Origin of the sequence: Pseudolactococcus insecticola (assembly GCF_011170065.1) — a bacterium.
In the GTDB taxonomy this organism is placed as follows: Bacteria; Bacillota; Bacilli; order Lactobacillales; family Streptococcaceae; genus Pseudolactococcus; species Pseudolactococcus insecticola.
This window is the reverse complement of sequence record NZ_BLLH01000013.1, coordinates 1-19,863: the sequence shown is the minus strand read 5'-3', so window position 1 is coordinate 19,863 and position 19,863 is coordinate 1. Positions and strand designations below refer to the sequence as shown.

The 19,863-nt window shown below is 43.4% G+C and carries 20 protein-coding genes; 18 read left to right on the top strand and 2 right to left on the bottom strand.

The annotated features are described in order from the left end of the window. Positions 1 to 56 precede the first annotated feature (56 nt). The 6 genes from trmB to der all read left to right on the top strand — a co-directional run bounded on the left by trmB (position 57) and on the right by der (position 5,652). Complete coding sequence (gene trmB, locus Hs20B_RS09150) at positions 57 to 704, top strand: tRNA (guanosine(46)-N7)-methyltransferase TrmB (protein ID WP_172357799.1); 648 nt, start codon at positions 57 to 59, stop codon at positions 702 to 704. After that, positions 701 to 1,153: a transcriptional regulator NrdR gene (gene nrdR, locus Hs20B_RS09145; protein WP_172357798.1), complete on the top strand. Its 453-nt coding sequence runs from the start codon at positions 701 to 703 to the stop codon at positions 1,151 to 1,153. Before trmB ends, nrdR begins: the two co-directional genes overlap by 4 nt. Before the next feature lie 24 nt (positions 1,154 to 1,177). Then, on the top strand, positions 1,178 to 2,350 hold the full coding sequence (locus Hs20B_RS09140; RefSeq protein WP_172357796.1) for a replication initiation and membrane attachment family protein: 1,173 nt from the start codon (positions 1,178 to 1,180) through the stop codon (positions 2,348 to 2,350). Continuing rightward, positions 2,351 to 3,244: a primosomal protein DnaI gene (dnaI, locus tag Hs20B_RS09135; RefSeq protein WP_228407540.1), complete on the top strand. Its 894-nt coding sequence runs from the start codon at positions 2,351 to 2,353 to the stop codon at positions 3,242 to 3,244. Further along, entirely contained in the window at positions 3,231 to 3,980 is a 750-nt protein-coding gene (locus Hs20B_RS09130; RefSeq protein ID WP_172357794.1) for an NADPH-dependent oxidoreductase, read from the top strand. Before dnaI ends, Hs20B_RS09130 begins: the two co-directional genes overlap by 14 nt. Before the next feature lie 361 nt (positions 3,981 to 4,341). Beyond that, positions 4,342 to 5,652, top strand: coding sequence for a ribosome biogenesis GTPase Der (gene der / locus Hs20B_RS09125; protein WP_172357792.1), 1,311 nt, complete (start codon positions 4,342 to 4,344; stop codon positions 5,650 to 5,652). Positions 5,653 to 5,694: 42 nt separating this feature from the next. On the opposite strand, the gene Hs20B_RS09120 is transcribed toward der, so the two are convergent. Beyond that, on the bottom strand, positions 5,695 to 6,651 hold the full coding sequence (locus tag Hs20B_RS09120) for a calcium/sodium antiporter (RefSeq protein ID WP_172357790.1): 957 nt from the start codon (positions 6,649 to 6,651) through the stop codon (positions 5,695 to 5,697). A gap of 107 nt (positions 6,652 to 6,758) precedes the next feature. On the opposite strand from Hs20B_RS09120, the gene Hs20B_RS09115 reads away from it, so the two are divergent. The 8 genes from Hs20B_RS09115 to rbfA all read left to right on the top strand — a co-directional run bounded on the left by Hs20B_RS09115 (position 6,759) and on the right by rbfA (position 13,245). Continuing rightward, on the top strand, positions 6,759 to 7,085 hold the full coding sequence (locus Hs20B_RS09115; protein WP_172357788.1) for a hypothetical protein: 327 nt from the start codon (positions 6,759 to 6,761) through the stop codon (positions 7,083 to 7,085). Positions 7,086 to 7,247: 162 nt separating this feature from the next. Next, a complete protein-coding gene (gene rimP / locus Hs20B_RS09110; RefSeq protein WP_172357822.1) occupies positions 7,248 to 7,727 on the top strand; it encodes a ribosome maturation factor RimP in 480 nt (159 codons plus the stop codon). Between the two features lie 43 nt (positions 7,728 to 7,770). Beyond that, positions 7,771 to 8,868: a transcription termination factor NusA gene (nusA, locus tag Hs20B_RS09105; RefSeq protein WP_172357786.1), complete on the top strand. Its 1,098-nt coding sequence runs from the start codon at positions 7,771 to 7,773 to the stop codon at positions 8,866 to 8,868. 18 nt (positions 8,869 to 8,886) lie between these two features. After that, positions 8,887 to 9,213, top strand: a complete 327-nt coding sequence (gene rnpM / locus Hs20B_RS09100) for an RNase P modulator RnpM (protein WP_172357784.1) — start codon at positions 8,887 to 8,889, stop codon at positions 9,211 to 9,213. Positions 9,214 to 9,224: 11 nt separating this feature from the next. Next, complete coding sequence (locus tag Hs20B_RS09095; protein ID WP_172357782.1) at positions 9,225 to 9,542, top strand: YlxQ-related RNA-binding protein; 318 nt, start codon at positions 9,225 to 9,227, stop codon at positions 9,540 to 9,542. A 19-nt stretch (positions 9,543 to 9,561) separates the two neighbouring features. Continuing rightward, positions 9,562 to 12,195: a translation initiation factor IF-2 gene (infB, locus tag Hs20B_RS09090; protein WP_172357780.1), complete on the top strand. Its 2,634-nt coding sequence runs from the start codon at positions 9,562 to 9,564 to the stop codon at positions 12,193 to 12,195. 45 nt (positions 12,196 to 12,240) lie between these two features. Next, positions 12,241 to 12,867, top strand: coding sequence for a pentapeptide repeat-containing protein (locus Hs20B_RS09085; RefSeq protein WP_172357778.1), 627 nt, complete (start codon positions 12,241 to 12,243; stop codon positions 12,865 to 12,867). A 27-nt stretch (positions 12,868 to 12,894) separates the two neighbouring features. Next, a complete protein-coding gene (gene rbfA, locus Hs20B_RS09080; RefSeq protein WP_172357776.1) occupies positions 12,895 to 13,245 on the top strand; it encodes a 30S ribosome-binding factor RbfA in 351 nt (116 codons plus the stop codon). 27 nt (positions 13,246 to 13,272) lie between these two features. On the opposite strand, the gene Hs20B_RS09075 is transcribed toward rbfA, so the two are convergent. Beyond that, positions 13,273 to 14,178, bottom strand: coding sequence for a diacylglycerol/lipid kinase family protein (locus Hs20B_RS09075; protein ID WP_172357774.1), 906 nt, complete (start codon positions 14,176 to 14,178; stop codon positions 13,273 to 13,275). A 92-nt stretch (positions 14,179 to 14,270) separates the two neighbouring features. On the opposite strand from Hs20B_RS09075, the gene Hs20B_RS09070 reads away from it, so the two are divergent. Genes Hs20B_RS09070 through Hs20B_RS09055 form a run of 4 tightly spaced genes read left to right on the top strand, consistent with a single transcriptional unit; the run spans position 14,271 to position 19,739 of the window. Further along, entirely contained in the window at positions 14,271 to 15,449 is a 1,179-nt protein-coding gene (locus Hs20B_RS09070) for a hypothetical protein (RefSeq protein WP_172357772.1), read from the top strand. Positions 15,450 to 15,476: 27 nt separating this feature from the next. Then, a complete protein-coding gene (locus tag Hs20B_RS09065) occupies positions 15,477 to 16,799 on the top strand; it encodes an MATE family efflux transporter (RefSeq protein WP_172357770.1) in 1,323 nt (440 codons plus the stop codon). Further along, positions 16,765 to 18,732: an NAD-dependent DNA ligase LigA gene (gene ligA / locus Hs20B_RS09060; RefSeq protein WP_172357768.1), complete on the top strand. Its 1,968-nt coding sequence runs from the start codon at positions 16,765 to 16,767 to the stop codon at positions 18,730 to 18,732. Before Hs20B_RS09065 ends, ligA begins: the two co-directional genes overlap by 35 nt. After that, positions 18,729 to 19,739, top strand: coding sequence for a diacylglycerol kinase (locus tag Hs20B_RS09055; protein WP_172357766.1), 1,011 nt, complete (start codon positions 18,729 to 18,731; stop codon positions 19,737 to 19,739). Before ligA ends, Hs20B_RS09055 begins: the two co-directional genes overlap by 4 nt. The last annotated feature ends 124 nt before the right edge of the window (positions 19,740 to 19,863 follow it).

Genomic DNA, 19,863 nt, shown 5'->3' with positions numbered 1-19,863 from the left:
GTTATAGGAAAGAACGGGCATGTCCTAATTTCCAGCAATACTAAAGGAGTTCAATCATGCGAGTGAGAAATCGCAAGGGTGCCCCAGAAATGATGGCGGCAAATACCCAATACGTCGTCGAAAACCCTGAGGCTTTCAAAGGCAGCTGGGCTGAAAAATTTGGCAACCAGAACCCCATTCATATCGAAGTGGGTTCTGGTAAAGGTGCCTTTATCACAGGAATGGCACAAAAACATCCTGACATCAACTATATTGCGATCGATATGCAGCTGACGGTCTTGTCCTATGCCCTCGATAAGGTGCTTGAGCTTGATTTGCCAAATGTGCAGCTGCTACATGTGGATGGTAGTGCGCTGACAAACTATTTTGCGCCTGGTGAGGTTGATCTGGTATATCTGAACTTTTCAGATCCATGGCCCAAGTCACGCCATGAAAAACGCCGTCTGACTTACAAGGATTTTTTGAAAACCTACGAAACGATTTTGGTTGACAATGGTCAGATTCATTTTAAAACAGATAATCGGGGCTTGTTCGAGTATTCACTTGCCTCTATGAGTCAATATGGGATGATCTTGCGGCAAGTCTGGCTTGATTTGCATGTTGATGAGGCATTTGCAGAAAAAAATGTGATGACCGAGTACGAGGCTAAGTTTTCGTCAAAAGGTCAGGTAATCTATCGTGTGGAGGCGCAGTTTCAGTCATGAAATGTCCAAAATGTCAATCTGAAGAATCAAAAGTAGTCGACAGCAGACAGGCTGAAAATGCCATTCGTCGTCGCCGGGAATGCGAAAATTGCGGCAACCGCTTCACGACGTTTGAACGCATTGAAGAAATGCCGCTTCTGATTATCAAAAAAGATGATACACGTGAAGTGTTCAACCGCGACAAGATCATTACAGGTATCGTCAGAAGTGCCAGAAAACGTCCAGTTTCGTCAGAAGCCATTGAAAAAGCAGTTGAGCGTGTTGAGCGTAAAGTCCGCATGCTGAGTGAAAACGAAGTGCATTCTGAGGTTGTGGGTGAGTTTGTTATGGAAGAACTTGCGGATCTGGACGAGATCACTTACGTGCGTTTTGCAAGCGTTTATCGCAGTTTTAAGGACGTTAGCGATCTGGAAGAGTTGCTGCGTAATATCACCAATAAAAATAAATAAGAAAGTGAAAAGGACTGAAAAAAGTTGAGACCGATTGACAAATTTCAAGTTGTAAATGCTGATAAGACCAGCTTTGATGCGGGTTCTTTTGTCATGCTTTATCAACCGATTTTGGGTCTTGAGAGTTTTGCACTCTATCAGTTATTGCGTGTCATGACAGCAGGACGCCTGTCAGACCTGCTCAATCATCTGAACTTTGGTCTGAGCGCCTTGGGTGAGAGTCTTGATAAGCTATCGGGGCTTGATTTGCTGGACTTTTATGATGATCACGGCGATGTGACAGTTGACTTACATAGCCCGCTTTCACCTGAAAAGTTTTTATCTGACGGGCTTTATAAGCAGTTGCTAGCCGACAAAATCGGTCAACCTGCACTTGATAAATTGCTCGCGCAAAAAGTGTTTCCAGGTCGGAAATTATCAAAAACATTTTCAGATATTTACCGCGTCACGGTACCCGCAGACATCCCTGAAAATAAAGCGCAGACGGGCTTTGATTTGGCGAGTTTTCAGACAACCATGCGCGATCAAAATCTACACTTTCAGGCTGAAACCAAGGACACGCCTGCGCTTTATGCCCTCGCCGAAAAGTTTGGACTTGACTGGTATCAGCTTTTCAAGGTTGCTGAAAGCACGAAAAATGCTGACAGGACGCTAAACACGGCTAACATGCAGCGACGATTGATCACGCAAACTCAGAAAACGCCACGTCTGACAGACTTTTCAAAGGCAGAACAGGCCCTGATCAGAACAGCAAAGCATGAAAAACCAGAACAATTGCTGAACGAGATGAAAAAACGTCGATTTGACGGACATATCACGCAAAAAGAAAAACAGCTACTAGTGCGACTGAGTAACGACGGCGTAAGTAGCGAAATCCAAAATATGCTGATTATCTACTTTTTAGAATTTCGCAATTATTCAAACGTCTCTGACTACATGGAAGAGCAGGCAAATCGCTGGAAGAAGGAACAAGTTGTTTCAGCAGAGCTTGCCGTCAAATGGCTAGCCGAGTTTCAAACGAAGCAAGCTCAGAAGGCAGAAAAAAAACCAAGTCCAGTCAAAAAAACAGCGCCAGTTGGCAGTAAAACACCAGATTGGGCAAATCCAGACTATAAAAATGAAACGAGTCCAGACGAGTTAACTCAGCTCGAAAAAATTCGGCGTCAAGCACTTAAAAAAATAAATGGAGATGACTAAATGGCTATGGAATCGATTGCAGATGCGATTGGCAACCGCTTTGACCGTGAAAAATATCAAGCATTAACTGCGAAAATTTTAGCAAATCCAGAAATTCAGACATTTATCGAGGAAAATGGCTACAATTCTGATCAAGTCAGCAAGTCTCTGACGAAATTCAATGAATATGTTTCTGAAAAAGCAAAATTTTCCCAAAGTAAACCAACGAAAATCGACGGCTACGAGCCAATTCTCATTGACAACGAAGGCTTTGCTGATGTGACCTATCGTGCGACAGTAGAGACGCTTGCTAAAGAGGCAGAACTCGCTAAAAAGCGCAGGGTCAAGTTAGTTGGCATGCCAAAAGATTTTGCCACGATCACTTGGTCAGACGTTATGCTTGACGATCCACGTCGCGCAACGGTTTATCAGACCATTACCGACTTCATCGCAGCTTATCCAGCGCAAAATGCGCTCTATCTTTACGGAGATTTTGGCGTGGGAAAAAGCTTCATGATGGCTGCCATGGCAAATGAACTTGCAGCCAAAGGGATCTCGACAGACATCATCCACTATCCATCATTTATCTCTGAAAGCACAGGCTTTGATGCGCTGAAAATGCAGGCAAATGAGATCAAAAAATCACAAGTTTTAGTTTTAGATGATATTGGTGCAGAGAGCAATAACGACTGGATTCGTGACAATATCTTGCAGGTGATTTTACAATATCGCATGCAAGAAAATCTGCCAACGTTTTTCACGTCAAACCTAACAATGAATGAGCTTGAGCAACATCTAGCCATGACGAAAAAAGGCGATGAAACATGGCCCGCAAAACGTGTTATGGAGCGTGTTCACAAACTGGCAACAGAACTACGACTGGAAGGAGAAAATAAACGAAATGGCAATTCATGATAGCAGCGAGACGATGGATTTGATGCTGCAACACGCCTCAGTTAGAAATTTCACAGATGAAAAAATCCCGACTGAAACCCTGCACGCCATCATCGAAGCAGGACGCGCAGCCTCTAGTTGGAAAAATTTTCAATCTTACTCGATTATCTCAGTCAGCAAACAAGCGACGAAAGAGCAGATTTATGCGTTTCAACCTCAGAAATCTATCCTTGCGGCATCGCATTTTCTCGTGTTTGTGGGCGATCTCAATCGTGCGGAAAAAGCAGTCAAGCTGCACACCCCCGATTTTTATCCAGATGGTTCTGAAAACCTTTTGATTTCGTCGGTTGATGCCAGTCTTGCCGCACAAAACACCCTGCTTGCCGCTGAAAGCCTAGGATACGGTGGTGTCATCGTCGGCCTGATTCGTGACCAAGCAGCAGACATCTCGAAGATTCTCGATTTGCCTGACTATACTTATCCGATCTTTGGACTCGCTCTGGGCGTGCCCGCCCAGAGCAATGCGGTTAAGCCGAGATTACCATATGAAACAGTTGTCTTTGAGGAGACCTATCAGGTGCAGGAAGCCTCAGTCATCACAGCTTATGACCAGCTCCAGCAAGATTACGCAGGAGAACGCCGTGCCGGCAGCAGCTGGAGTGAACGCGTCGCAGCACAATTTGGGCAAGTACCGCAAAGCGCAACACTCGAAAACTTGCGTGATAAAAAACTCATGAAAAAACATCATAAAATATAACTCAAAAAAGTCAACTAAAATTAGTTGGCTTTTTGAAGTACACATCAATTTGAGAATGTTAGTCAACCAATTTGATTTCGCAGGTAATGGCCTAATACATCGGCTTCTGAACCCAAAATTTTGTAGAATAAAATATAATCATCAATCACCTTATATTTTACTTTGCTATCAATGACAATTCTTGAAGATAGAGTTGCAATAGGTTATTTGATATTAGTGTATTAAGTAACCTAACCAGCCGAATTTTGTTGCTGTATGTCATCTCACCCCAACTTTTCAAGCAGCACAAACAAGTTTATGGTATACTTAAACATGAGTGCTTAGCAAGTGGAAAAGCACGGCAATTAAAGGAGAATAAAAAATGGCATTACCAACAGTAGCGATTGTCGGACGTCCGAACGTCGGCAAATCGACTATCTTTAACCGTATCGCAGGTGAGCGGATTTCAATCGTAGAAGATACACCGGGCGTGACGCGCGACCGCATTTATACAACAAGTGAATGGCTCAACAAGAAATTTGCCATGATTGACACAGGCGGAATCGAGATGGCAGATACGCCGTTTATGACGCAGATTAAGGCACAGGCTGAGATTGCCATGGACGAGGCTGACGTGATTGTCTTTGTCGTTGATGGTGAAAATGGCGTTGTTGACGCTGATGAGTACGTCGCACAGATTCTCTACAAAACGGATAAACCTGTGATTTTGGTTGTCAATAAAGTGGACAACCCAGAGCGTCGCATGGATATTTTTGATTTTTATAGCCTTGGACTAGGCGATCCCTATCCAGTTTCTGCTGTTCACGGGATTGGGACGGGTGATGTGCTTGACGCTATCATCGAAAATCTGCCAACTGAAACAGAAGAAGAAAATCCGGACATTATCAAGTTTTCACTGATTGGACGGCCGAATGTCGGCAAATCAAGCCTGATCAATGCCATGCTTGGTGAGGATCGTGTGATTGCAAGCCCGATTGCAGGGACAACGCGTGATGCGATTGACACCAACTTTACTGACAGCGACGGGCAAGAGTTTACCATGATTGACACCGCAGGGATGCGCAAGCGTGGCAAGGTCTACGAATCAACCGAAAAATACTCTGTCATGCGTGCCATGCGTGCCATTGACCGCTCGGATGTTGTGCTCATGGTACTAAACGCCGAAGAGGGGATTCGTGAGTACGACAAAAGGATTGCAGGCTTTGCACACGAAGCTGGCCGTGGGATTATCATCGTCGTAAACAAATGGGATACGCTTGAAAAAGATAACAAAACCCTTCAAAAATGGGAAGAAAATATCCGTGACGAGTTCCAGTATCTCAGCTATGCGCCGATCATTTTTGTTTCAGCTGAGACAAAGCAACGGTTGAACAAGCTACCTGATCTAATCAAGTCAGTCAGTCAGGCACAAAATATGCGGATTCCGTCAGCGGTGTTAAACGACGTCATCATGGACGCCATCGCAATCAACCCGACGCCGACAGATAAAGGTCGCAGACTCAAAATCTTTTATGCCACACAGGTTGCGATAAAACCGCCGACATTTGTCGTTTTTGTCAATGAAGAAGAACTCATGCACTTTTCATACGCCCGTATGCTTGAAAATCAAATCCGAAAAGCTTTTGTTTTTGAAGGCACACCGATTCATTTGATTGCACGAAAACGAAAATAAAAAAAGCTCAAATCGAGCTTTTTAGTTTACAGTCATGATATTTTAATGAAAAAGGACAACCAGGTAGCCTGCAAAACAAATGATTAGCGCGCCACCTTCGAGACGGGATAAGGTATTGCGTTTACCAAGGTAGGTAAATAGCCAGATCAGGAAAGTCAGTCCAAACAAGAACATCAACTCTAAGTTGAAGACGGGGACGTAGGTCAGCGGATTGATGACGGCGCCAAGACCGATAATCAAGAAAAGGTTGAGGATACAAGAGCCAATCAAATTACCAATGGCAAGCCCTTCGGTGCCTTTTACGGTCGCAATGACAGAGGTGATCAGTTCAGGCAGTGCAGTCCCCATAGCGACAATAGTTAGGCCAATCACGCTATCAGGCATGCCGATTTCTTGGCCAATCAGTTTTGCATTGTCAACTGCAAAGTCAGCACCGAATTTCAAAAGGACAAAGCCAATCAATAAAAATAAAATTGACTTTGGCATGGAGATGACTTCTGTCGTGTGTCTGGCCTTGTGCTTGGTCAGCTGTATTCTGTGCAGGGATTTGTAGGCTGGCACGATAAAATAAATCGCTGCAAAGGCAATCAAAAGTAAGCCTTCTAGCCTAGAAATCTGAAGATGGGCACCAACAAGGCCATTTCCCATGAAAGCAAGCACGGCAGTTGCCATAATCGCAAGTGGCAGGTGGATATTTTTCGTCTCACGGTCTAGATAAACGGGTTTGATAATCGCAATGATACCCAAAATCAAGCCCATATTCACGATATTTGAGCCTAGCGCATTGCCAAAAATAAGATCGTGATAGGCGTTTTTGGCGGAGGTAATGGTAATCATAATCTCTGGAAAAGAAGTGCCCAGTGACACGACGGTTAGGCCAATCACGACGTCTGGAATCCGATATTTTTTGGCAATGTTGCTTGCGCCCTTGACAAGTATATCTGCACCAGCAATAATCAGCGCAAACCCCAACAAGACAAGTAATGTTTTTATAATCATATTCTTATCATAACATGGATTTGCCATTTTACAAAATAGCGGGATAAAATGACTTGTAACAGGGTAAAAAAGACTGCTAAAATCCTAGTATAAGAGGAATAAAAATTATGAAAAAGATCATGACTTGTGTCATTGTTCTATGTTTAACCATCACTTATCTAATCATCGTGCCATCTGGTATTTATATCAAACCGCAAGTGAGACAAGAAGTCGAGCTATTTATATCAAACCCAGAAAAGTCTGATGTCGTTGCAAGTACAACAATTAGAGAGAAATTTGAAAAAATGGGAAGCGCCAAAGTGAAAAATATCTCAGATCCGCAAGGCGGAAATAAAAAAGAGCTGGTTTTTGCTTTTGAAGCTAATCACGAAACTTATACAGTTGTGATGGCTAAACATGGCCTATTTTCATGGCGTTTGAAAGAGATATATTGACTCATACAAGGGGAAAATATCGCAAATTTGCAATTTTGCAAAATTGTGCTATACTATATTTAAAGAACAAAGAAAGGAGCGCTCACATCGGGCGCTCCTGTTGTTTAAGTTTTTTGCATATTTTGCATACATATTTTGCATAAATGTAGAGAAAGGAGATAGATTTTGAGTGATGATACGATCATAGAAAAAGTATCAGCCCAGCTTGATGGTAAGCTTCCCGCACCGTTTGAGCTGGTTGATGTCGAGTGGTCAAAGCTTGGCGGGGATCAGGTCTTGTCCGTTTTGATAGACAAGCCTGATGGGATTACCTTGCAGGACACGGCTGATCTGACGGAGATTATCAGCCCTGAGCTTGATAAAATTGTACCGGATCCATTTCCATCAGAGTATTTGCTTGAGGTGGCAAGCCCTGGGGCTGAACGTCCCTTGAAAAAAGCAGCTGATTTTGAGGCGCACATTGGGGATTATATTTTTGTCAAACTCTATCAGAAAGTCGCTGGTGAAAAAGAGTTTGTTGGGGATCTGACGGCATTTGACGGGGAAATCGTCAGCCTATCTTATCTCGACAAAACGCGTCAGAAGACAGTTGATATTGCATTTAGCAATATCGCAAAGGCTAGAACGCAAGTTAAGCTATAAGCACTAACATTAGATTATATAAGGAAAGAAAGCAGGAACTATCATGAGTAAGGAAATGCAAGCTGCATTCACGATGCTTGAGGAAGAAAAAGGCATCTCGCCTGAAGTGGTGATCGGTGCCATCGCAGAAGCGCTGACCGCAGCTTACAAAAAGCAATACAATCAATCACAAAATGTGACGATTGAGTACAATGACGCAAAAGGTGATTTTATCGTTTATTCAACACGCGAAGTTGTTGATGAAGTCTTTGATAGTCGTTTGGAGATGAGCCTTGAGGACGCACTCGCACTCAATCCGCACTATCAAATCGGCGATAAAATCCGCTTTGAAGAAAAGCCAAAAGATTTTGCGCGCACTGCTGCAAATGCGGCTAAGCAAGTCATCATGAACAAGATGCGTGAAGAATCGCACACGATTATATATAACGAGTACAAACGTTATGAAAATGAGATCATCCAAGGCACGGTTGAGCGTGTGGATGACCGCGCGATTTTTATCAATCTTGGTAAAGTGGACAGCATGCTTGGTAAACGTGATCAGATTCCTGGTGAGCGTTACCAGATTGGCGACAAGGTCAAGGTTTATGTATCTGCTGTTGAGCAGTCTAAAAAAGGACCAATCGTCTACGTTAGCCGGACACATCCTGATCTTTTGAAACGCATGTTTGAAAAAGAAATTCCAGAAGTTTATGAAGGTGTCGTTGAGATTGTCAGCATCGCGCGTGAAGCAGGCGATCGTGCCAAAGTCATCGTCAAATCTAACGATCCCAACGTTGATGCGATTGGGACAGTTGTAGGAACTCGTGGCTCACGGATTCGCACACTTGTTGATGAACTTCACGGCGAAAACATGGACATCATTGCTTGGGATGACGATCGTGCTACCTTGATCAAAAATGCCCTTAAACCTGCGCAAGTCAATCAAGTTATCATTGATGAAGAAACCGGCGAAACAGTTGTGGTTGTGCCTGATGACCAGCTCTCACTTGCCATTGGTAAACGTGGTCAGAACGTTCGCTTGGCAGCACACGTGACAAATAACAAGATCGACATCAAATCACAGTCAAAATTCGATGAAGAAGCAGCAGATGTTGTCGCTGAAGAGCTTGAAGTTGACGTTGCTGACGAAGCATTAGACTAAAAAGTAAGGAGAGATTTCATGGTTAAAACCAAGAAGATTCCCTTGAGAAAATCCGTCGTTTCAAACGAGCAATTTCCTAAAAAATCATTGTTGCGCATTGCTTTTAATAAGGCAGGCGATATCAGCATTGACCCGACAGGAAAGGCTGCAGGACGTGGTGCTTACATTGCTCTCAAAAATGATGAGGCAAAACTTGCCAAGAAAAAACGGATTTTTGATCGCGTTTTTCAAACGCAGATAGCAGATAGTTTTTATGATGAGCTAATCGTTTATGTTGAGCATGTGATTGAACGCGAAAAACTCGCGGACATCACGTATTCGATTGACGATGCGCCTGACATATAGAAAATAAAAAAATGACTGAGATAACAGATTTCAACAAAACGAAATTGCTAAATAGCCTAGGTATGGCAAAAAAAGCAGGAAAGATTGTCACAGGCGAAGAGCTTGTTATCAAATCAATCCAGGCTGATCGTGCAAGACTTGTTTTTGTGGCGCATGATGGTGCAGCAAATCTCGTCAAACGCATCAGTGACAAAACAACTTACTATGAAATTCCCATGATAGACACCTTTTCAACAGCTGATATCTCGCACGCTATCGGAAGCGCGAGAAAAGTCATCGCCGTTCAAGATAAAGGATTTGCCAAGAAGATGGAGAGTCTTATGAAATAAGATAAAGGAGGACATTCAATTGTCTGAAAAAAAACGTATTAACCAAATCGCTAAAGAAAGCGGTCTGACCAATAAAGAACTCGTTGACCAAGCACAAAAACTCGGTTTACCAGTCAAATCACACAGCTCAAGTATTGATGCTGAGCAAACTAAAACCTTACTGGACGCGGTAAAAGCTTCCGGCAATGCGTCAAGCACGCCAAAATCAGCTAAAACACAAAAAAGTCAAGCTGCTAAACCATCAGAAGACAAAAATCGTGTTATCGTGGCAGGAGGCAAAAAAGTCGTAACTGAAACAGAAACAGGCAGCCGTCCTATCGTTGTTGGTGGGAAAAAAGTCCTGTCTGACGAAGAAATCTCATCTGGTCGCGTAATTGCAGTCGGTGGCAAATCTGTCGTTGCAGATCAGTCAACAAAACCTGCTGAATCAGCAAAACCAGCCGCTGCAAGTGTTCGGGCCGAAGATGTGAAGCCTGCACAACCTGCTAGTAAACTCGCACCTAAAGCTGAAACTGCGTCACCAGCCAAGGAAACGCCAGCGCGTCCAGCTAACGGCGGCATCAAGGTTATCAAACGCGCTGAAGACATCAAGCCTAAAAATGGTGGCATTAAAGTCATCCAACGTGCAGCTGACATCGCACCAGCTGCGCCAAGTAATGGCAATGCTAACCGTAACAAAAATAAGAAAAATCGCAATAATAACAACGGTGGCGGTCAGCAAGGGCAAAACAACGGCGGTAACCGTCAAGGTGGTCCTTTGCGTGTCAATGATAACCGCAATCAGGTCCGTAATGCCAGAAATTCCAACTGGAATAGTAACAAAAAGAAAAAAGGCAAACGTGGCGGTCAGCAACAAGCGCCGCAACCAGTGGTACAACGTAAGTTCCACGAATTGCCTGAAAGTCTTGTTTACAGCGAAGGAATGAACATTGCTGAATTGGCAAAACGCATCAAGCGTGAACCTGCTGAGCTGGTAAAAAAACTCTTCATGATGGGGATCATGACGACTCAAAATCAGTCGTTGGATGCTGAAACAATCGAGCTTTTGCTACTTGACTACGGCATTACACCTGAGCAAAAAGTTGAGGAAGATAAGACAGATATTGAACGTCTTTTCATCGAAGAAGGCTATCTTAACGAGGATGCCTTGGTTGAGCGTCCGCCGGTTGTGACGATCATGGGGCACGTTGACCATGGTAAAACAACTTTGTTGGACACGTTGCGGACATCGCGCGTTGCATCAGGTGAAGCGGGTGGTATTACGCAACATATCGGTGCTTACCAAATCGAAGCGAACGGCAAAAAAATCACTTTCCTAGATACACCAGGGCATGAGGCTTTTACAAGCATGCGTGCGCGTGGGGCGTCTGTTACAGATATTACGATTTTGGTTGTTGCTGCTGATGATGGGGTGATGCCACAAACGATTGAAGCAATCAACCATTCAAAAGCTGCTGGCGTGCCAATCATTGTTGCCATCAACAAGATTGATAAACCAGGAGCTAACCCACAACGTGTCATTCAAGAGCTTGCAGAACATGGTGTCATGAGTCAAGCGTGGGGTGGCGAGTCTGAATTTGTAGAAATTTCAGCCAAGTTTAATACCAATATTGACAGCCTTTTGGAAACGATTTTACTTGTTGCAGAAATCCAAGAGCTCAAAGCTGATCCGACTGTTAAGGCAATTGGGACAGTTGTTGAAGCGCGTTTGGATAAAGGGAAAGGTGCGATTGCGACCCTTCTCGTTCAACAAGGAACGCTAAACCAACAAGATCCGATCGTTGTCGGTAACACCTTTGGCCGCGTACGTGCTATGGTCAATGACATTGGCCGTCGTGAAAAATCTGCAGGGCCATCAAGTCCAGTGGAAATCACAGGTCTTAACGACGTGCCACAGGCTGGTGATCATTTTGCGGTATTTGAAGATGAAAAAACGGCGCGCTCAGTTGGGGAAGAACGTGCAAAACGTGCGCTTTTGAACCAACGCAATAATACGCATCGTGTCAGCCTTGAAAACCTCTTTGATACCCTTAAAGAAGGTCAAGTTAAGTCTGTCAATGTCATCATCAAAGCTGACGTACAAGGGTCTGCTGAAGCACTTGCAGCAAGTCTGCAAAAAATCGAAGTTGAAGGCGTCAAAGTCGATATCGTCCACAGTGCTGTTGGTGCCATCAATGAGTCAGATGTGTCACTTGCTGAGGCTGCAAATGCTGTTATTATCGGATTTAATGTTCGTCCGACACCACTTGCTCGCCAACAGGCAGAAAGTGATGAAGTTGAAATTCGTCTGCACAGCATCATCTATAAAGTGATTGAAGAAGTTGAAACAGCCATGAAAGGCATGCTTGACCCTGAATTTGAAGAAAAAATCATCGGTGAAGCAGTCGTTCGAGAAACCTTCTCTGTCTCAAAAGTTGGGACAATCGCAGGTTTCATGGTCTTGTCAGGTTCTGTCAAACGTGATGCTAGTGTGCGCGTGATTCGTGATGGTATTGTCATCGCTGACGGTAATCTCTCATCACTCAAGCATTATAAAGATGACGTCAAAGAAGTCAACAATGGTAATGAAGGTGGTCTGATGATTGAGGGCTACAACGATATTGCTGTTGATGATACCTTTGAAGTTTACGAAATGGTTGAAATTAAGCGTTAATCCTAAAATTATTGTATGTGAGAATAATATGGAGAAAAGTAAGTAATGGCTATCTTGAAACCACGAATCTTGGCTGATTTACCAGTGTCAAATGAGCTTGTTTTAGACGAAGAAGCTTACCTGATTGATCAGCATTATCAAGATGCTGCTGCTGATCGGACGCAAACCGAGCGAGTCTGTTTTCGCCAAGCCATTTTTAGCAAATGTGATTTTTCAACGGTCAATTTTGAACAGTTTGAATGTTTAGATGTGATTTTTGAAAATTGTGATTTGGCAAATATTGACTGGCAAAAGTCAGCTTTTCACCGAGTTGTGTTTAAAAATTGCAGGCTGATTGGCAGTAATTTTGCTGCTAGCGTCCTGCATGACTGTGTTTTTGACAATTGCTTGATGACGTACACGTCATTTAGCTTTAGTAAGTTTAAAAATTGTCAGTTTGCAGGATCTCAACTCGCAAATAGCGAGTTTTCTGAGCTGACTTATACGGGTCTTGAATTTCAGGACTGTGGGCTAACTGCGACAAACTGGGCGGGGACATCAATGGCAAAACTCGATTTTTCCAGTTCGAAGTTTGACTATATCAGCTTCAACATGGCAGATATTCGTGGTCTTAAAGTCAATGCAGGACAGGCAATCAGCCTTGCGGCATCGTTTGGAATCAATGTGGTTTAAAAGATTAGAAAACTAGAAAGGTGTGCTATGTCAAACACACATCGCAGTGACCGTGTGGCAGTTGAGCTTATGCGAGAAATCAACGATATTCTTCGCATGAAAATCCGTGACCCGCGTGTTCAATCAGTCAATATTTCTGACGTGCAAATCACTGGGGACCTCAGTCAGGCGACTGTTTATTATAGCTTGTTGTCAGATCTTGCGTCAGACAATGAAAAAGCGAAAATTGGCCTCAAAAAAGCGACAGGTGCGATCAAAAGTGAACTTGCAAAACGCATGACACTTTATAAAATACCTGATCTCGTTTTTGCCAAAGATGAGTCAGTCGCCTATGGTGGCAAGATTGATGAACTTTTGAGAAATTTGAACAAAGACTAATGAAACAAAATAGAAAACGCACCATCATCAATAGATGATTGTGCGTTTTTCTGTTGAGATTTCTAAAGTCTGTCCTGCTAAAAATGTCTTGATTTCACCGTCGATTTGCACTGGCTGTGTACTTGTCGCAGTCAGCGTAAAGTGTTTGTTAATCAGCAAATCAACGTGATCATTTTCAAAATGTGTGCCTTTTAAAAGTTTTGGAATCAGCAAAAAAGTTTTGAAAAGGTTAAATCTGCTGATGGTCACAAGATGCAACTCAGGGGTTTTTAGGCTGGCATCAGGCGCAAGTGGAATACCACCACCAAAATAAGGATGCTTAGTCACGGTGAAGATAAATGCCTTGTCAAATCTGCGACCATTTGCCTGAATGGCGAAGGCCTTTTTAGTGAAAAGCACGTGAAGGGCGCTGATGAGATAGGACAGCTGCCCCAGTTTGAAACGGTTGAGCACGGCTTTGAGTCTGCTTTTATTTGCCGCATCGACGATAGCTGCATCCAGCCCGATACCAATGTTATTTGTGGCAATGCCGCTGAGCTTGTCAGAGCTGTAGCTGATGACATAGATCTCCTGCGCTTGCCCGCTGTGAATGGCATCAAAAGTAGCAAGCGTCGCACTTTCCTGACGTGAAATGCCAAGGCCACGTGCAAAATCATTGCCTGAGCCCGCGGGGATGTAGCTAAAAACTTCATCTGCAGGAAGCGCATTTAAACTGAGCGAAATCGTCCCGTCACCGCCAATGATGAGCAAGCGATCGGCACCTGTTTTTAGCGTTAAAATCTTTGCAATCAAAGGCGCCTCGTCAAGTGGTTGTTGCGTTTCAAAAAGGTGAAAAGGAATATTTTTTTGAGACAGGTAGTCTGTAAGTGTGTGGGTGACAACTTTCCCGTGGCCATGCCCAGCATGAGGGTTTGCCAAAATGTAATAAATCATACCTCTTATTTTACCAAAAAAATCACTGAGAATGTTGTAAAACCGCTGAAAATAAGGTATAATTAAACCAACAATGATAAAATAGGTGAAAAATGGCAGATCTGACTTCAAAAATAGAATTTCATTACGAAAAAATGGACGGTAGTCCTGTTTTTGATGCCAAAGTTTTAATTGGTCAGATTGGTGAAGTGGTCAGCAATCCAGAACACGTGGCTCTGCCTGGCCATCATATTTTGACAGAAAAATTGCCAGAAACGCTGATATTTACAAAGCACGATCAGGAGTTTTTGGTACTTTACGTGCCTGATTATCAGCAGCTTTATGTACGCATCATTGCGGCAGATGGTAGTGAAACGGATCACACGATTACGGCAAGGACAGGGCAGAAGTTTGACTTGTCTAAGCTTGGTGACTTGTCACATGACAATTATCGAATTAACGTGACCTATCGTGATAATCTTGGTGAAATCATCAATGATGTGATGACCGAAACGCCTGAAATCATTGCTGATACGACAGATAATGGCAATCAATATTTTGATAATGAGCCGCAAATTTTGGTGATTGAGTATGTTGAAAAAGTGAGTGCCATGACGCTTCGCTATGTCCTGCTTGATACAGAAATCAATCTTGTTGCACCACGTCAATTGGCAGGGGATTTGGGTGATGTGATTGATGAGCCGATTCCTGCAACGCTTGATGATATGGATTATCTTTTTGAGAAAATTCGGGATCTGTCAGCGCGGCGTTATGTTAATCACGGCGGCGAGCTGATATATGAATATAGTATTAATTCTGATATTATCGGTAAAGCCCAGTCTGTTTTGGCGGAATATTCTGATGCTAGCGAAAAGCTGCCAGAACAAGCGCAGATGCTCAAAAATCTCTTGACTGACAAGACAGCAACCGCCACACAGATCCGAGAAGTGACAGCACTCGTCAGAACTGAGCAAGCAGAAAATGCTTCTCAAGTAGCTCGGGAAAATGAAGCCGCAGACGCCGCATCAAAACTCAAGGTTAACGAGACTGAAGAAGTGACTTTGGCAGAAATTTTGACGACACTAACACAAGTACGCGATATTTTGACCACGATTGATGCCAAATATGATAAAATCAACGAAAAAATTGATGACTTGCAAACGTATGTCAGCACTGATGATATCAAGCAAAAACAGTCTTCAAATCAATCAACTGATCCGTCAGAAGTGCTGCAGTCATTGATTGACTTCAGAGATAAAGTATTTAGTGAAACTGATGATTTAGCCGTGTAAACGGCTTTTCTTATAGAGAGATTTTAGATGAAAAACGACACCAAAACACTTATAAACTACTCCTTGCCAGCCGTTTTTGAAAATATTTTACAGACCACTGTCGGATTTGTCGACAGTTTATTGATTGCCAAAATCTCACTTGCGGCAGTGTCAGCGGTCAGTTTGGTCAATGGCGTCATGGCAGTTTATCAAGCTGTTTTTATAGCACTGTCTGTAGCGGTTGCAACGCTTTTAGCCAATGCTATCGGAGCGAGGAAAACGGATTTAACCACAGAAATTGTCAAAACGTCTATTCTCTTATCAGCTGTGATTGGCGGCGTCTTATCTGTCTTGTCAATCATTTTTGCAAAGCCTATTTTGCGGGGCATGGGAGCGCGTGGGGAAAGTCTGAGTCAAGGCATACTATTTTTTAGTGTCATTGCAGGGACAAGCATTCTCATTATTCTGATGACGGTGCTTGGTCAGATCATCAGAACGCTTGGTCAGACCAAAACACCGCTTGCCATCAATCTAGGCGTAAATATTTTAAATTTTATCCTTGATTTGATTCTAATTTTTGGGCTATTTGGTTTGCCTAGGCTGGGAATCCTTGGGGCAGCTATTGGGACCGCACTTGCGAGATTAGTTGGCGTTGTATTGCTATTTGGGAGACTCCGTCAGATTGATAAAAGTCTGACGCAGCACATCATGGCAGTAAAAAAGCAGTTATTTCGCTCAGAAATCATCAAAAGGGCGCTACCGATTATGGGAGAACGTCTTGGGATGCGCCTTGGTGATTTAGTGATTTTTGTGATCATCATTGCTTACGGCACCGACATTTTTGCGGGCAATGCCATTGGCGAGACGATAACGGCTTATAACTATCTGCCGGCTTTTGGCTTTGCGACAGGCGCAAGTATCCTTGTTGCACGGGCTTACGGCGCAGGAGAGAAACAGCATATCCGCAGTATCACACGTCAGTCTTTTCTGATAACGGCGGTCATTAGCACGATTTTGGGTGGTGTTTTATTTGCATTGGCCCCTTATTTGATACATTTTTTCACGGCAAATGCGCAGGCAATTTCGTCGGCGCGCGTGGTCATTTTAGTTTCATTTATCAGTGAGCCTGTGGTTGCAGGTGTCATCATCTATACGGCAGCGCTTCAGGCGATGGGGGACGTCAAAACGCCTTTTTATGCGACGATGGCAGGCATGTGGCTGATTCGGATTGGCATCGCTTGGGTTCTTGGGACCCTGCTTGGACTAGAAATTTGGGGCGTTTGGCTGGCAACTTTTCTGGACAATATTTTCCGCCTTTTTGTGCTAAAATTGAGGTATGAACGTCGAATTACAAATCAAAACTTTAACTGAGCAACTCAATCAATATGCAAAAGAATACTATACGTTAGACAATCCATCAGTCGAAGACGCTGAGTATGACAGGCTTTACCGAGAACTTGCCAAACTAGAATCTGAAAATCCAAATCTCATCAGAGCCGACTCACCCACGCATCGTACAGGTGATGTGGTCTTATCAGGTTTTGAAAAATATACGCACGAGTACCAGCTTTACAGCCTGCAAGATGCTTTTTCACGTGAAGAAGTTGAGGCGTTTGATGCTAGAGTGCGTAAGGAAATCGCAGCGCCAGAGTATATCTGTGAGCTGAAGATTGACGGTCTGTCACTTTCGCTTGTATATGTCAATGGCGTATTGCAAACAGCGGCAACGCGAGGTGATGGAAGTATCGGCGAAAATATCACAGAGCAGGTCAAGCGCATCAAAGATGTCCCGCTTGTCTTGAGTGAACCGATTGACATTGTTGTGCGAGGCGAGGCTTATCTGCCACGGAAAAATTTTCAAAAACTCAACGCAGCACGTGAAGAAGAGGGGTTGCCATCATTTGCCAACCCTAGAAATGCGGCTGCTGGCACTTTGCGGCAACTCGACACTAAGGTTGTCGCAAAACGCGGGTTAGCGACTTTTTTGTACCAAGAAGCGAGCCCCGCGACAAACGCAACACAAGCCGAAGTACTAACTTATTTTGAAAAACTAGGGTTAGTTGTCAATGACCAGCGTGTTTTTGCGACCAATATGACTGAAATTTGGGACTTTATCCAAAAAGTTGCCACCATGCGTGACGATCTAGCCTATGATATTGACGGCGTCGTAATCAAGGTTAATGACCTGTCTCAGCAAGATGAACTAGGCTTCACCGTCAAGTTTCCAAAATGGGCGATTGCTTATAAATTTCCAGCAGAGCTTGCTGAAACTGAGATTTTGAGCGTAGACTGGACTGTTGGCAGAACCGGCGTCGTGACGCCAACTGCCAACATGACACCAGTCCTTTTGGCGCAAACCACAGTTGCTAGGGCAACTTTGCACAATGTTGACTATATTCAAGAAAAAGATATTCGCCTTGGAGACAAAGTCATTATTTATAAGGCTGGGGATATTATTCCAGCTGTTCAACGGGTGCTTTTTGAGAAACGCTCAGCTTCGTCAGAAGCGCTTGAAATCCCGTCAGAATGTCCAGAATGTGCGTCAGAACTCGTGCATTTTGAGGATGAAGTTGCGCTGCGCTGTGTAAATCCTTTGTGTCCTGCACAAATTCGAGAAGGTCTGATCCATTTTGCCAGCCGTGGCGCTATGAACATCACTGGACTAGGTGTGTCTGTTGTGTCACAACTTTTTGAGAAAAAAATAATCACCGATATAGCAGACCTCTATAAGTTAACAGTTGCAGATTTGTTGCAGCTGGACAAGGTTCAGGAAAAATCAGCTGAAAAACTGTATTTTAGCATTCAAACGTCCAAAGAAAACTCAGTTGAAAAACTTATTTTTGGCCTAAGCATCAGGCATGTTGGCTCAAAAGCTGCCATGATTTTGGCAGAATACTTTGGAGACTTGGATAGACTTGCTCGTGCAAGCGAAGCTGAAATTGCAGCGATTGCATCAATGGGTGATGTGATTGCAAAGAGTATTGTCAGTTATTTCAAACAGGCAGGGACGCAGCAATTACTAACTGAGTTAAAAATAGCAGGACTTAATTTTACTTATTTGGGCTATGTTGCGCAGTCTGATGCTTTGTTATCAGGAAAAACAGTCGTTCTGACGGGAAAATTGACATCATTAACTCGCAGTGAAGCTAAGGAAAAACTAGAACGTTTAGGTGCGAATGTCGCAGGGTCTGTCTCTAAAAAAACGGCAATTGTTGTTGCGGGTGTTGACGCAGGTAGTAAACTTGAAAAAGCACAAGAACTAGGCATTGAGATTTGGTCAGAAGAGGATTTGATAAACTTATGAAAGCAAGATTGATTTACAACCCGACGTCGGGTCAGGAAACGATGAAAAAAAACATCGCAGAAATTTTGGATGTTTTGGAAGGATTCGGCTATGAAACGTCCGCTTTTGCAACAACGGCAGATGCGGACTCAGCAAAAAATGAAGCTGCACGTGCTGCTAAAGCAGGATTTGAGTTGATTATTGCGGCGGGTGGAGACGGCACCATTAACGAAGTGGTTAATGGCATTGCGCCACTTGACACTAGACCAAAACTGGGAATTATCCCGGCAGGTACGACAAATGATTTCGCACGTGCACTCAAAATTCCCAGAAATAACCCAGTTGCAGCTGCCAAAATCATTGGACAAAATCAGACGCTCAACATGGATATTGGCCTAGCAGGTGAGTCAAATTATTTTATCAACATTGCAGCAGGTGGCTCTTTGACAGAGCTTACTTATAGTGTGCCGTCTCAGCTGAAAACAGCCTTTGGATACCTGGCTTATATCGCAAAAGGTGCTGAACTCTTGCCGCGTGTCAAGGCAGTTCCGGTTAAAATTACCCATGATAATGGCGTGTTTGATGATAAAATATCCATGTTTTTTGCCGCTCTGACGAATTCAGTCGGTGGATTTGAACAAATTGCGCCTGATGCGCAGCTTGATGATGGTCTGTTTACACTCATTCTTGTCAGAACAGCTAACCTTTTTGAGATGATTCGTCTGATGGGCCTCGTGATAAATGGGGGTAAGCATATTGATGATAAGAAAATTGAGTACATTAAAACCAGTAAAATAAAAGTTGAACCTCAAACAGATGACCGCATGATGATCAATCTAGATGGCGAGTATGGTGGAGATGCCCCGATTGTTCTTCAAAATTTGAAAAATCACATTGAGATGTTTGCCAATTTGGACGAAATCAATGATGAAAACTACATTGGCGATGAAGAAGAACTTGCAATGGAAGCCGTAGCGCACAAATTTGCCAAAGAAGCAGAAAAAGAAGCTAAAAATGAAACATTTTAAAAAGCGCGCATCCGCGTGCTTTTTATATACTATACTCACACATCGCCAAACAAAAAACGAATAATCTTCGCTTTGAGGCGATACTTTTTATTTCGATCCACCACTCTGCCATCAAGCAAATCCT

What these genes read in the sequence shown, in the direction of transcription:
- Hs20B_RS09085 (WP_172357778.1), top strand. Translation starts at nt 12,241, where the DNA reads ATGGCTATCTTGAAACCACGAATCTTGGCTGATTTACCAGTGTCAAAT.
- Hs20B_RS09115 (WP_172357788.1), top strand. Translation starts at nt 6,759, where the DNA reads ATGAAAAAGATCATGACTTGTGTCATTGTTCTATGTTTAACCATCACT.
- Hs20B_RS09055 (WP_172357766.1), top strand. Translation starts at nt 18,729, where the DNA reads ATGAAAGCAAGATTGATTTACAACCCGACGTCGGGTCAGGAAACGATG.
- nrdR (WP_172357798.1), top strand. Translation starts at nt 701, where the DNA reads ATGAAATGTCCAAAATGTCAATCTGAAGAATCAAAAGTAGTCGACAGC.
- der (WP_172357792.1), top strand. Translation starts at nt 4,342, where the DNA reads ATGGCATTACCAACAGTAGCGATTGTCGGACGTCCGAACGTCGGCAAA.
- Hs20B_RS09095 (WP_172357782.1), top strand. Translation starts at nt 9,225, where the DNA reads ATGACTGAGATAACAGATTTCAACAAAACGAAATTGCTAAATAGCCTA.
- ligA (WP_172357768.1), top strand. Translation starts at nt 16,765, where the DNA reads ATGAACGTCGAATTACAAATCAAAACTTTAACTGAGCAACTCAATCAA.
- dnaI (WP_228407540.1), top strand. Translation starts at nt 2,351, where the DNA reads ATGGCTATGGAATCGATTGCAGATGCGATTGGCAACCGCTTTGACCGT.
- rbfA (WP_172357776.1), top strand. Translation starts at nt 12,895, where the DNA reads ATGTCAAACACACATCGCAGTGACCGTGTGGCAGTTGAGCTTATGCGA.
- Hs20B_RS09120 (WP_172357790.1), bottom strand. Translation starts at nt 6,651, where the DNA reads ATGATTATAAAAACATTACTTGTCTTGTTGGGGTTTGCGCTGATTATT.
- Hs20B_RS09075 (WP_172357774.1), bottom strand. Translation starts at nt 14,178, where the DNA reads ATGATTTATTACATTTTGGCAAACCCTCATGCTGGGCATGGCCACGGG.
- nusA (WP_172357786.1), top strand. Translation starts at nt 7,771, where the DNA reads ATGAGTAAGGAAATGCAAGCTGCATTCACGATGCTTGAGGAAGAAAAA.
- Hs20B_RS09070 (WP_172357772.1), top strand. Translation starts at nt 14,271, where the DNA reads ATGGCAGATCTGACTTCAAAAATAGAATTTCATTACGAAAAAATGGAC.
- rnpM (WP_172357784.1), top strand. Translation starts at nt 8,887, where the DNA reads ATGGTTAAAACCAAGAAGATTCCCTTGAGAAAATCCGTCGTTTCAAAC.
- Hs20B_RS09130 (WP_172357794.1), top strand. Translation starts at nt 3,231, where the DNA reads ATGGCAATTCATGATAGCAGCGAGACGATGGATTTGATGCTGCAACAC.
- Hs20B_RS09065 (WP_172357770.1), top strand. Translation starts at nt 15,477, where the DNA reads ATGAAAAACGACACCAAAACACTTATAAACTACTCCTTGCCAGCCGTT.
- trmB (WP_172357799.1), top strand. Translation starts at nt 57, where the DNA reads ATGCGAGTGAGAAATCGCAAGGGTGCCCCAGAAATGATGGCGGCAAAT.